General features: G+C 64.7%; 10 protein-coding genes. 6 read left to right on the top strand and 4 right to left on the bottom strand.

Translation table 11 applies throughout. The features are described from left to right. Positions 1-3: 3 nt before the first annotated feature. Positions 4-1272, bottom strand: a complete 1269-nt coding sequence (locus GTP90_RS06935) for a YeaH/YhbH family protein (protein WP_161082809.1) — start codon at positions 1270-1272, stop codon at positions 4-6. A 71-nt stretch (positions 1273-1343) separates the two neighbouring features. Beyond that, positions 1344-3266, bottom strand: a complete 1923-nt coding sequence (locus GTP90_RS06930) for a PrkA family serine protein kinase (protein ID WP_161082808.1) — start codon at positions 3264-3266, stop codon at positions 1344-1346. 4 nt (positions 3267-3270) lie between these two features. On the opposite strand from GTP90_RS06930, the gene GTP90_RS06925 reads away from it, so the two are divergent. The 3 genes from GTP90_RS06925 to GTP90_RS06915 all read left to right on the top strand — a co-directional run bounded on the left by GTP90_RS06925 (position 3271) and on the right by GTP90_RS06915 (position 7315). Continuing rightward, positions 3271-3570, top strand: coding sequence for a hypothetical protein (locus GTP90_RS06925; protein ID WP_161082807.1), 300 nt, complete (start codon positions 3271-3273; stop codon positions 3568-3570). 190 nt (positions 3571-3760) lie between these two features. Beyond that, on the top strand, positions 3761-4768 hold the full coding sequence (locus GTP90_RS06920; RefSeq protein ID WP_161082806.1) for an adenosine deaminase: 1008 nt from the start codon (positions 3761-3763) through the stop codon (positions 4766-4768). Positions 4769-4777: 9 nt separating this feature from the next. Next, positions 4778-7315, top strand: a complete 2538-nt coding sequence (locus tag GTP90_RS06915; RefSeq protein WP_161082805.1) for an ABC transporter permease — start codon at positions 4778-4780, stop codon at positions 7313-7315. Here GTP90_RS06915 and GTP90_RS06910 read toward each other — a convergent pair. Beyond that, on the bottom strand, positions 7312-8322 hold the full coding sequence (locus GTP90_RS06910) for a response regulator (protein WP_161082804.1): 1011 nt from the start codon (positions 8320-8322) through the stop codon (positions 7312-7314). The two genes, GTP90_RS06915 and GTP90_RS06910, sit on opposite strands and share 4 nt — an antisense overlap. Before the next feature lie 3 nt (positions 8323-8325). Then, positions 8326-9606: a sensor histidine kinase gene (locus GTP90_RS06905; protein ID WP_161082803.1), complete on the bottom strand. Its 1281-nt coding sequence runs from the start codon at positions 9604-9606 to the stop codon at positions 8326-8328. 171 nt (positions 9607-9777) lie between these two features. Between GTP90_RS06905 and cqsA the strand changes: the two genes are divergently transcribed. From cqsA to GTP90_RS06890, 3 genes are read left to right on the top strand one after another with little or no spacing between them, the layout of a single operon-like run. Further along, positions 9778-11037, top strand: a complete 1260-nt coding sequence (gene cqsA, locus GTP90_RS06900; RefSeq protein WP_161082802.1) for an alpha-hydroxyketone-type quorum-sensing autoinducer synthase — start codon at positions 9778-9780, stop codon at positions 11035-11037. Positions 11038-11065: 28 nt separating this feature from the next. Further along, entirely contained in the window at positions 11066-11464 is a 399-nt protein-coding gene (locus GTP90_RS06895) for a group II truncated hemoglobin (RefSeq protein ID WP_161082801.1), read from the top strand. Positions 11465-11479: 15 nt separating this feature from the next. Continuing rightward, positions 11480-12796 (top strand): DNA recombination protein RmuC, encoded by a 1317-nt coding sequence (locus tag GTP90_RS06890; RefSeq protein WP_161082800.1) that lies wholly within the window; start codon positions 11480-11482, stop codon positions 12794-12796. Positions 12797-12806 lie beyond the last annotated feature (10 nt).

The raw sequence follows: 12806 nt of genomic DNA, 5'->3' as shown, positions 1-12806 counted from the left end.
TGCCTATTTCGGCTGTTTCTTGAACAGTTCACGGAACACCGGATAGATGTCGGCCGGCGTGACTATTTTCTGCATGGCGAAATGCGGATGGTGGTCGGGAATCTGCGAGTACTGCTCCCACAGGTTCTGCGGCGGACCGTCGGTGATCTCGACATAGGTGTAGTACTGCACCTTGGGCATGATGGTGTTGACCAGCAGCTGGCGGCACAGCACGGAATCGTTGTCCCAGTTGTCGCCGTCGGAGGCCTGGGCCACGTAGCTGTTCCAGCTGCCGCCGCCGTAGCGTTCCTCGATGATCTTGTCGAGCAGGTGCAGCGCCGACGACACCACGGTGCCGCCCGACTCGCGCGAGTGGAAGAATTCCTCCTCGTTCACCTCGGCCGCGGCCGTGTGGTGGCGGATGAAGACCACGTCGATCTTGTCGTAGGCGCGTTTGAGGAACAGGTACAGCAGGATGAAGAAGCGCTTGGCGGTGTCCTTGCGGGTTTCGTCCATCGAGCCGGAGACGTCCATGATGCAGAACATCACCGCCTGCGTCATCGGCTTGGGCACCTTGACGCGGTTGCTGTAGCGCAGGTCGAACGGATCGATGAAGGGAATCGCCAGCAGCCGCGTGTGCAGATGGTGGATCAGCTTTTTCAGCTCCACCACGCGCGGCGCGTCCAGCGGCGCGCCTTCCAGCAGCAGCTCCTCCAGCTCGCGCTCGGCCTCGATCACGCGCTTGCGCGAATTGCCGCCGACCGCGATGCGCCGTCCCAGCGCGCCGCGCAGCGAACGCAGCACGTGGATGTTGGACGGCGTGCCCGACATATTGTAGCCGGCGCGCTGGTTCTTGAATTCGGTGGTGGCGGTCAGCTGCGTCTTGACCAGGTTGGGCAGCTCCAGGTCTTCGAAGAAGTAGTTCATGAATTCTTCGCGCGACAGCTCGAAGATGAAGTCGTCCTCGGTCAGCTGGTCGCTGTTGCCCGCCTTGCCGCGGCCGGCGCCGCCGCCGCCCTTGGGCCGGTTGATCAGGTCGCCCTTGAGGTATTCCTGGTTGCCGGGGTTGATGGTTTCCCACACGCCGCCATGGGCGTGGCCGAACGAGGGCTCGCCCACGTCCTTGACCGGGATGGAGACTTTTTCGCCATTCTCAATGTCGGTGATGGAGCGGCCCTTGATGGCACGTCCCACCGCGTCCTTGATCTGGGCCTTGTAGCGCCGCAAGAAGCGCTCGCGGTTGACCGCAGACTTGTTCTTGCCCTGCAAACGTCGGTCGATGAGGTAAGTCAAAAGATGCCTCCTGCTGCTATTGGTCGGCGCCGCGCCGCCACCGCCTTATGCGGGGCGGCGCGCAATGCTACTTAAGACGACTTCCTCACACGCAAATACCATTCGCACAGCAACCGTACCTGCTTGGCGGTATAGCCTTTCTCCACCATGCGGGCGACGAAGTCGGCGTGCTTGTTGGCGTCTTCGGCGCTGGCCTTGGCGTTGAACGAAATCACCGGCAGCAGTTCCTCGGTGTTGGAGAACATCTTCTTCTCGATCACGGTGCGGAACTTCTCGTAGCTGGTCCAGGCCGGATTCTTGCCGCCGTTGTTGGCGCGCGCGCGCAGGCCGAAGTTGACGATCTCGTTGCGGAAGTCCTTGGGATTGGAGATCCCGGCCGGCTTCTCGATCTTCTCCAGCTCGTTGTTCAGCGACTCGCGGTCGAAGCTCTCGCCGGTGTCGGGATCGCGGTATTCCTGGTCCTGGATCCAGAAGTCGGCAAACGTCACGTAGCGGTCGAAGATGTTCTGGCCGTATTCGGAATACGATTCCAGGTAGGCGGTCTGGATTTCCTTGCCGATGAACTCCACGTATTTCTGCGCCAGGTGTTCCTTGATGTACGAGAAGTACTTCTGCTCGGTCTCGGGCGGGAACTGCTCACGCTCGACCTGCTGCTCCAGCACGTACAGCAGGTGCACCGGATTGGCCGCCACTTCGGTGTTGTCGAAGTTGAAGACCTTGGACAGGATCTTGAACGCGAAGCGGGTGGACAGGCCGTTCATGCCCTCGTCGACGCCGGCGTAGTCCACGTACTCGTGCATGGACTTGGCCTTCGGGTCGGTGTCCTTGAGGTTCTCGCCGTCGTACACCAGCATCTTGCTGAAGATGCTGGAGTTCTCCGGATCCTTCAGCCGCGACAGGATCGCGAACTGCGCCATCATGCGCAGGGTGCCGGGCGCGCACGGGGCCTGGTACAGCGAGGAGTTGGCGATCAGCTTGTCGTAGATCTTGATCTCGTCGGTCACGCGCAGGCAGTACGGCACTTTGACGATGTAGATACGGTCAAGGAACGCCTCGTTGTTGCGGTTGTTCTTGAAGGTCTTCCATTCCGACTCGTTCGAGTGCGCCAGGATGATGCCGTCGAACGGGATCGCGCCGAAGCCCTCGGTGCCTTTGTAGTTGCCTTCCTGCGTGGCGGTCAGCAGCGGGTGCAGCACCTTGATCGGCGCCTTGAACATCTCGACGAATTCCATCAAGCCCTGGTTGGCCAGGCACAGGCCGCCCGAGTAGCTGTAGGCGTCCGGATCGTCTTGCGAATAATCTTCCAGCTTGCGGATGTCGACCTTGCCGACCAGCGAGGAAATGTCCTGGTTGTTCTCGTCGCCCGGTTCGGTCTTGGAGATGGCGACTTGCTTGAGCACGGACGGGTAGCGCTTGACCACGCGGAACTGGTTGATGTCGCCGTTGAATTCGTGCAGGCGCTTGACGGCCCACGGGCTCGGGATGTTGCGCAGGTAGCGGCGCGGGATGCCGTAGTCCTCTTCCAGGATCACGCCGTCCTCTTCCTCGTTGAACAGGCCGAGTGGCGATTCGTTCACCGGCGAGCCTTTCAGGCAGTAGAAGGGCACATGCTCCATCAGCGACTTGAGCTTCTCGGCGATCGACGATTTGCCGCCGCCGACGGGACCGAGCAGATACAGGATCTGCTTGCGTTCCTCCAGCCCCTGCGCGGCGTGGCGGAAGTAGGACACCACTTGCTCGATCACTTCCTCGGTGCCGTAGAACTCGCGGAAAGCCGGATATATCTTGATGACCTTGTTCGCGAAGATGCGAGACAGCCGGGTGTCGTTGCGGGTATCGACCAACGTCGGTTCGCCGATGGCGGCCAGCATGCGCTCCGGTGCGCTGGCGTAGGTGAGTCGATCTTTTTTGCAAAGTTCGAGATATTCCTTCATGGACATCTCTTCTTCTTTGGTCCGTTCGTACCGTGCGGCGTAGTTGTCAAAAATGGTCATTTGGATGTCCTTTAATGTAAACCTGCGTGTCACGGGTCACCGGCAGTTCGACTGCCCTGGCCCTGGTTCGTGCATACCCTTTCGTTTTATTTTTCTTATGACCAGCTTCTTTTTGGTGGCGCGGATTGCCCGCGCCGGTGAGCTGGCTTCATCGCCGGTTGGCGGCTTTTATGTGTTGGCCGTAACGCATCTTACGTCTATGAAATTGATTATTGCGCTATTGGTGCCGGAAGTCAAAAGATATGTCGTAATATGGTTAATACTCTTTCGTAAATCATTGATTATTAAGATTATTTTTGGATAATTTTGTGTGCTTTTTATGGATTTTAGCGCTTTTTTTTACCCACGTTTATGCCACAGTATCACGCTTGCACGCGCCGTGCTGATCGCACCTCAAACAGATAAATTCTGCCGCAACTTGGCCGCCGCTGTCGCACTCTCGCGGCATGCGCTAAGATGCGTTGATCCAGCTTACCGTCAGAGGAAAAAGAATAATGTTGAACGAACAATTGCGCACCGTGGTGCAGCAAATGCCGAAAGCCGAACTGCACATCCACATCGAAGGCTCGCTTGAGCCGGAACTGATTTTCGCGCTGGCCCAGCGCAACAACGTCAAGCTGGCCTACGGCTCGGTGGAGGAGCTGCGCGCCGCGTATGCGTTCACCGACCTGCAGTCCTTCCTTGACATCTACTACGCCGGCGCCAGCGTGCTGTTGCAGGAGCAGGACTTCTACGACATGACCGCCGCCTACCTCAAGCGCGCCGAGGAAGACAATGTGCGCCACACCGAAATCTTCTTCGATCCGCAGACGCACACCGCGCGCGGCGTGCCGATCAAGACCGTGATCGACGGCATCCACCGCGCCTGCCAGGACAGCCCCGTCAGCGCCACGCTGATCCTCAGCTTCCTGCGCCACCTGTCGGAAGAGGACGCCTTCGCCACGCTGGAGGAGGCGCTGCCTTACCGCGACAAGTACATGGGCATCGGGCTCGATTCGTCGGAGGTCGGCAATCCGCCGGAGAAGTTCGCGCGCGTGTTCGCCAAGTGCCGCGAGCTGGGCTTCCACCTGGTGGCGCACGCGGGCGAGGAAGGTCCACCGGCGTATATCGAAACCGCGCTCGACGTGCTGAAGGTCGAGCGCATCGACCACGGCGTGCGCTGCCTGGAGGACGCGGCGCTGACGCAGCGCCTGGCGCGCGAGCAGGTCGCGTTGACGGTGTGTCCGCTGTCGAACGTCAAGCTGTGCGTGTTCGAGCGCATGGAGCAGCACAACCTGCTGCAGCTGCTGGACGCCGGCATCGTCGCCACCGTGAACTCGGACGACCCGGCCTACTTCGGCGGCTACATGAACGCCAACTTCGTCGCCACCTTCGAGGCCTTGCCATTGGGCCTGTCCCACGCGCAGCGGCTGGCGCGCAACAGCTTCTCGGCGGCCTTCCTGCCGGCGGAGCAGAAGCAGAAGTTCCTCGATGAAGTCGACGCCTACTTCGCCGCACTCTAGAAACCCCCCATGCTCAAACTCGCCTTGAAGATGACGGCGCGCGACTGGCGCGCCGGCCAGTTGCGCTTCCTGCTGATCGCATTGACGGTGGCGGTGGCCGCCTTGTCGGCCACCGGCTTCTTCATCGACCGCCTGCGCAGCGGCCTCGATCGCGACGCCCACCAGCTGCTGGGCGCCGACGTCGTCATCAACGCCGACCTGCCGGTCAACCCGGCCTGGCGCGCGGAGGCCGCCCGGCGCGGCCTGCTGATGACCGACACCATCAGCTTTCCCAGCATGGCGCAGGCGGGCGAGGGCGAGCAATCCAATTCGCTGCTGGCGGCGTTGAAGGCGGTCGGCCCCGGCTACCCGCTGCGCGGCCAGCTGAAGATCACCACCGATCCCGAACAGGCCGAGCAAAGCTACGGCGCGCCGGCCAACGGCGTGCCGGCGCCAGGCACCGTGTGGCTGGATGCCGGCCTGCTGGGCGGCCTGAAGACCACGGTCGGCGGCACGATCAAGCTGGGCGACAAGCGCTTCACGGTGGCGCAGCTGATCGCCTCCGAGCCGGACCGCGGCGCCAGCTTCCTGGCGTTCGCGCCGCGCGTGATGTTCGCGCTGGACGACCTGGCCGCCACCAACCTGATCCAGCCCGGCTCGCGCGTGTCCTACCGCCTGCTGGTGGCGGCGCCGGCGTCGCTGCAAAACGGCGCGGCCGTGGCCAGCGCCTACGAGCAATGGCTGCAGGCGCAGATCAAGCAAAACAATATCAAGGGTGTGCGCGTCGAGTCGCTGGAAAACGGCCGGCCCGAGATGCGCGCCACGCTGGACCGCGCCGACCGCTTCCTGTCGCTGGTCGGCCTGCTGTCGGCGATGCTGGCGGCGGTGGCCGTGGCGATGGCCGCGCGCCGCTTCATGCAGCGCCACCTGGACGCCTGCGCCATGCTGCGCTGCCTGGGCCTGACGCAGAACGAAGTGACGCTGATGTACCTGATCGAATTCCTGATGGTCGGCCTGGCCGGCAGCTTGATGGGCGTGGCGGTGGGCTTCGGCGGCCACTACGTGTTGCTGGAGGTGCTGGGCAAGCTGGTCTCGGCCAGCCTGCCTGCGCCGACCATCTACCCGGCGCTGCAGGGCGTGGCCACCGGCATGCTGCTGCTGGCCGCGTTCGCGCTACCGCCGATTCTGCAGCTGCGCAAGGTGCCGCACAACCGCGTGATCCGCCGCGAGCAGGAGCCGCCGCAGGTGGCTGCGTTGGCCACCTACGGCCTGGGCCTGGCCGGCTTCGTCGTGCTGCTGCTGTGGCAGGCGGGCGATGTGCAGCTGGCGCTGTACACGGCTCTCGGCTTCCTTGGCGCCTTCACCGTGTTCGGGCTGGTGGGCTGGGGCGCGCTGGCCGCGCTCAAGCCGCTGCGGCGCGCGATCGATCATCAAAGCTGGCGCTTCGCCATCACCTCGCTGCAGCGCCGGCCCGGCGCGACCGTGGTGCAGATCGTCTCGCTGGCGCTGGGCATGATGGCGCTGCTGGTGCTGACCGTGGTGCGCGGCGACCTGATGACGGCCTGGCGCAACGCCACGCCGCCGGACGCGCCGAACCGCTTCATCATCAACATCCAGCCGGAGCAGGCGGCCGATATCGGCAAGCGCCTGCAGGCGGCGGGCGTGAGCTACGCGCCGCAGTACCCGATGATACGGGGACGCCTGACCGCGGTGAACGGCAAGCCGGTCACCGCCGAGACCTATACCGACGACCGGGCCAAGGGCCTGGCCGACCGCGAATTCAACCTGTCGACCATGGCGCGGATGCAGGCCGAGAACAAGATCAGCGCCGGCCAGTGGTTCGCCGACAAGCCGGGCGCGCCGGAAGCCTCGGTGGAGGAGGGCATCGCCAAGACGCTGAAGTGGAAGCTGGGCGACAAGCTGCGCTTCGACATCGCCGGCACGCCGGTGGACGCCACCATCACCAGCCTGCGCAAGCTGGAATGGGGCTCGATGCGGGTCAACTTCTTCGTCATCATCAACCCGGCGGCGATGACCGAAGTGTCGCAGAGCTGGATCACCGCCTTCCACCTGCCGCAAGGCCAGGGCGCACTGATGAACGCCCTCACGCGCGACTATCCCAACCTGACCATCGTCGATGTCGGCGGCCTGCTGCGGCAGGTGCAGGCGGTGCTGGACCAGGTGGTGACGGCGGTCGAATTCCTGTTCGTGTTCACGCTGGCCTCCGGCGTGCTGGTGCTGTACGCGGCACTGATGGGATCGCAGGATGAACGCACCCGCGAATCGGGCCTGCTGCGCGCGCTGGGCGCGACCCGCCGCCAGCTGTCGCAGGCGCAGCTGATCGAGTTCTCGCTGGTGGGCGCCTTGTCCGGCGTGCTGGCGGCGACCGGCGCGGCGGCCATGGGCTGGGCGTTGGCCACCTACCAGTTCAAGTTCGCCTGGAGCTTCAGCCCGGCCGTGTGGCTGGTGGGCCTGGTGGCGGGCGCGCTGTGCGCCATCGCCGGCGGCTGGCTGGGCCTGCGCAACGTGCTGCGCCAGCCGCCGTTGCAGACGCTGCGCGAAGCCTAGGCCGCGATGGTCTCCAGCGCCGCCCGCTCCCTGAGGAAGTCGGCGTAGGAGTAGGGCTGCTTGTCGAAGTAGTGCGGCGGCAGGTCGAACAGCGCCCAGTAGTAGGTCTCGCGGCCCTGGCACACGCGCGGCGCCGCGCAATAGCGGTGCCAGTTGTCGCCCACGCGGCGCGAGTACATGCCGTCGCCGTCCGGGTCGGAGAAGAATGGCAGCACGCGCCGCTCCAGCAGCGCATCGAGCAACGACGGCGGCGCGTCGCTGTCGCGCGCGATCTCGTACTGCGCGTACATCCCCTGTTCGGTTTCTATCATCATCAGGCTGGCCTTGCCGAATTTGTCGAGGAACAGGATGCCGGTCGGATTCGGGAAGATGTAGTGCTCGACGAAGCCCATGCTGGCGCTCAGTTCCCGCACCAGCCGCGCCAGCGCCGGATCGCCCAGGAAGTGGTAGTTGTGCAGCAGCACCAGCTCGCGCAGCGTTTCGGACTGGGCGTCGAAGTAGTCGCGCTGCAGCGAGGCGATCTCGATTTCCAGCAGGTCGAGCGCATGGTCGTCGCTCTTCTTGATGTAGCGGTCGATCAGGCCGCGGTTGAAGGCGCTGACGGCGATCTTCTCGTCGGCCGCGCCGGTGAACAGGATCTTCTTGCACGGCAGGTGCGCCACCGCTTCGCAGAACTGCAGTCCGTTCATCTGCGGCATCGAGTAGTCGACCACCAGCACCGACGGCGTCTCGAAGCGGTGGCGCTGCTGGCCGATGCGGTAGATGCGATCCAGGTCCAGCGCCACGTTGCATTGGTCGGCCGGCAGGTTGTGCATGTCGAAGTTGACGTGCAGCGGAACGCAGCCCGACTGGGGTTCCCTGCGCAGCCATTGCAGCGCGGTGGTGGTGTCGTGGAAGGTCTGGCTGGCCAGCATGGGGTCGAGCTGGAACGACAGGCTGCGCAGGAACGAGTCGCTGTCGTCGACCAATACGGTCAGGGTGGGATGGGAATAAACGGGCAAATGCATGTGTCACCTCGGAATGGACTGCAGCTGGGGAAAATCAAGGATAAAAATGGCGTAGGCGCCTTCGCGCGATACGCAACGGATGGTGGCGTTCCACGCGTGCATGATCTCCTCGCACAAGGCCAGGCCGATGCCGGCGCCGTTGTGCGGGGGATGGGAGTAGAAACGCCGGAAAATCATCGGCATCTGCTGTGCCGGGATGCCGCAGGCGGTGTCGATGAACAGTAGCCGCGGCGGTACGTGCGCGCCGTCGACCACGATGCGCACGCGTCCCTTGCCGGCGCGCTGCACGGCCTTGAGCGCGTTGCGCAGCAGGTTCAGCAGGATCACCACCGACAACTCGGTCTGGCCGGCGAAGATGAAGTTGCGGCGCACTTCCAGCGTCACCAGTTTCTGCTGGGTGGCGTTGGGGAAGGGGTAGCGCTTGAGCGCGGCCTCCACCACGCCCTCCATCGTCACCTTTTCGACCGGCCGCAGGTTCTGCCGCACCGCCGTGGCGCTGAGCAGGAACAGGTCGATCATGTGGTTCATGTGGCGCACCTCGAACTGGATGCGCGCCAGCGCGTCGATGGCGCCAAGCCGGTCCTCCTGCGTGCGGCTGCCGGCCTCGGCGTACACGCGCAGCAGGCCGCGCACATTGGCGTCGACGCTGGTGAGCGGCGTGCGCAGCTCGTGCGCGACGGTGGCCAGGCCGGCGCCCAGCCCGGCCAGCTTTTCCTGCGCCAGCACCTGGCGGCTGATCTTGGCCACCGACAGCACCGCGATGGTGAACAGGTGGATCGGCAACTGCTGCAGCACCTGGCTGCTCAGCAGCGTTTCGCTTTCGCCCAGCATGACGGCCGCCGCGCAGGCCATGCTCGTGCCGGTCAGGTAGGCCGTCAGCGCCAGGCCGGTGTCGAAATGGAACAGCACCACCAGCCCGACCAGCAGCGACTCGCTCCAGACGCCCGAGGCGTGGTTCATCAGGAACATGAAGGTGAAGAAGAACGGGAAGATGTAGCTGAGCGTGACCAGCAGGTACAGGTGCAGCATGCGGCGGTTGAACTGGCGGGCGAACAGGCCCAGCGCGCACAGCAGGATGCCCAGCAGGCGCAGCGACAGCGATTCGTATTCCTGCGGAAAGAAGCTTTGCCAGATCACGTAGTACAGCGGCATGCCCACCGTGCCGATGCTCGCAAGCAGCAGAACGCGCACGGTCGCATGGTCCTCGCGGCCATGGTAATGCAGCAGCGACTGGACCAAACCGTGCTGCCAGCGTTTCCAGCGTTCTTGCAGGGATTGCGTCATGGCGAAATTGACATTTATCAAGGTCCCATGATCGCCTGAATTTGCAACGCACTTCTGCGTATCAAAACATTAATTGATCAGTATCAATCCCCGCTTGTTTTTTTGGCCTCAAGGTTGGAGTCGGACTCAAAAAAAAACAACCATTTCCAAAACGACGAAAGGAACCTGAACATGTCCAACGCGATTGCTCAAGATCATATCCGTACCGCTGGTTTTGCCATCCCGGCTGAACAGCAGATGCCAGATTTCGTGACCCGGCGCATGGATGAGCACTACATCACCCGTATCGAGCAGCTGTTGGGAGGAGAGCATCCGCACGCCTGGCAGCCGACGCCGGCCGGGGCGGTATTCCTGGCCGGAAACGACTACCTGTGCCTGGCCGGCGAGCCGGCGCTGATGGGGGCGCAAATGGCGGCGCTGGCCCGCAGCCAGGGCGAGCTGCTGATGTCGGCCGTGTACCTGCAGGAGGGCAGCGCCCAGCACCGGCTGGAGCGCAAGTTCGCCGGCCTGATGGGGGCGCAGGACGGCATCCTGGCGCAATCCGGCTGGGCGGCCAACGTCGGCCTGGTGCAGACGCTGGCCGCGCCCGGCATCCCGGTCTACCTGGACATGCAGGCCCATGCCTCGCTGTGGGAGGGCGTGCAGTCGGCCGGGGCGGCGCCGGTGCCTTTCCTGCACAATGACATGGAGCACCTGCAAAAGCAGCTGGCGCGCCACGGGCGCGGCCTGATCGTGGTGGACGCGCTGTACAGCACCAACGGCAGCGTGGCGCCGCTGCGCGAGCTGGTGGAAATCGCCGAGCGCCACGGCTGCCTGCTGATCGTCGACGAATCGCACTCGCTGGGCACGCACGGCCCGCGCGGCGCCGGCCTGGTGGCGGAGCTGGGCCTGGGCGAACGGGTGCACTTCCGCACCGCCTCGCTGGCCAAGGCGTTCGCCGGGCGTGCCGGCTTCATCACCTGTTCCAGCAAATTCAAGGGCTACTTCCTGTCGGAGTCGCGTCCGGCCATCTTCAGCTCGTGCCTGTTGGGCCACGAGCTGGCGTGGTTCGACGCCGCCATCGACTTCGTCGCCGCGGCCGACGGCCGCCGCGCCGCGCTGCGCGCCAACGCGCTGGAAGTGCGCGAGGAGTTGACCGCGCTGGGCTACAACGTCAGCGATGGCAGCGAGCAGATCATCGCGCTGGAACCCGGTCCCGAGCCCAAGACGCTGGCGCTGCGCAAGCTGCTGGAGCGGCACGGCATCTACGGCGCCATGTTCTGCGCGCCGGCCACGCCGAAAAACCGCTCGCTGGTGCGGCTGACGCTCAACTCCGGCCTGGACCGGACGCAGCTGTCGCGCATCATCCAGGCCTGCGACGACATCCGCGCCGAGGCCGACCTGGAGAACTGGTCGTCGACGCGGCGCCTGCGCCGGCTTGCCCTGGTGTGAGGCCGCGTTTGGCCGCCGGTGCGCTATCATGCAGGGTATGACTGAATCCCGAACTCTCTACGAAGTAATCGGCGGCGAATCGCGCGTGCGCGAGATGGTCGACCGTTTTTATGACCTGATGGAACTGGAGCCGGAGTTCGCGCTGCTGCGCGCCACCCATCCACCGACCCTGGACAACGCGCGCGAGCGCCTGTTCATGTTCCTGAGCGGCTGGATGGGCGGGCCGGACCTGTACATCGAAGCGCACGGCCATCCGCGCCTGCGCATGCGGCACATGCCGTTCGCCATCGGCACCCAGGAGCGCGACCAGTGGCTGCGCGCGATGGCGTGGGCGATGGAGGACGTCGGCATCGACGAGGCGCTGCGTTTGCGGTTGATGGAGTCCTTCTATCAAACCGCCGACTGGATGCGCAACAAGCCCGATTGACGCCCGATTGACACCATGACCCAAACCGAATTCTATGTATTGCTGGCCGCGATCGCGGCCGTGCTGGTCCTGCAGGTGCTGTCGCTGCTGCGCGCGCGCGGCGGCCCTGCGAGCGGCGGCGATGGCCTGGCCGAGCGCATCGAGCGCGTCGAGCGCGAGGTGCGCATGCAGTTGCAGACCACGGCGCAGGCCACGCACGCGGCCAGCGTGCAGCAGTTCGAGGCCCTGCGCCGCCAGCTGGAGGCGCAGGGACTGGTCGGCCGCGATGAGCAGGGCCGCAGCCTGAAGCAGTTCGCCGACAGCATGAACCAGAACCTGGCGCGGCTGACCGAGTCGAACGCCGCCCGCATGCAGGAAGTGCGCGCCACGCTGGAGGCGAAGATCAAGGATCTGCAGGCGGACAACGGCGCGCGGCTGGAGGAGATGCGCAAGACCGTCGACGAGAAGCTGCACGCGACGCTGGAGGCGCGCCTGAGCGCTTCGTTCCAGCAGGTGTCCGAGCGGCTGGAGCGCGTCCACCAGGGGCTGGGCGAGATGCAGCAGCTGGCGCTGGGCGTGGGCGACCTGAAACGGGTGCTGACCAATGTGAAGACGCGCGGCACCTGGGGCGAGGTGCAGCTGGAGATGCTGCTGGAACAGGTGCTCACTCCCGATCAATACGCGAAGAACGTCGAGACCATCGCCGGCAGCGGCGCGCGGGTGGAGTTCGCGCTCAAGCTGCCGGGCCAGGTGGAGGGCGGCGCGCCGGTGTGGATGCCGATCGACGCCAAGTTCCCGAAGGAGCAGTACGAGCGCCTGCTGGACGCCGCCGACCGTGCCGACGCGGAAGGCGTGACGCTGGCCGGCCGCGAGCTGGAACGCGCGGTGCGCGGCGAGGCCAAGACCATCTCGGAGAAGTACGTGTCGCCGCCGCACACCACCGATTTCGCCATCCTGTTCCTGCCGACCGAGGGCTTGTACGCGGAAGTGATGCGCCGTCCCGGCCTGGCCGACGAACTGCAGCGCGTGAACCGCATCAGCATCGCCGGGCCGTCGACCTTGTCGGCGCTGCTCAACAGCCTGCAGATGGGCTTCCGCACGCTGGCGCTCGAGAAGCGCTCGTCGGAGGTGTGGCAGGTGCTGGGCGCGGTGAAGACGGAGTTCGGCAAATTCGGCGACGTGCTGTCGGCCACCAAGCTGGCGCTGGAGCGGGCCGCCAAGAATATCGAATCGGCCGAGACGCGCAGCCGCCAGATGGCGCGCAAGCTGAAGACGGTGGAGGCGCTGCCGAGCGAGGCGGCGCAGCTGCTGCTGGGACCTGAAATCGACAAGAATGATCTCGACATAGATTAGAAACGGAGCC

It is taken from the genome of Duganella vulcania, from assembly GCF_009857655.1.
GTDB lineage: Bacteria > Pseudomonadota > Gammaproteobacteria > Burkholderiales > Burkholderiaceae_D > Rugamonas > Rugamonas vulcania.
Note: the sequence above shows the minus strand (reverse complement) of the source record. Positions and strands in the feature narration are given on the sequence as shown.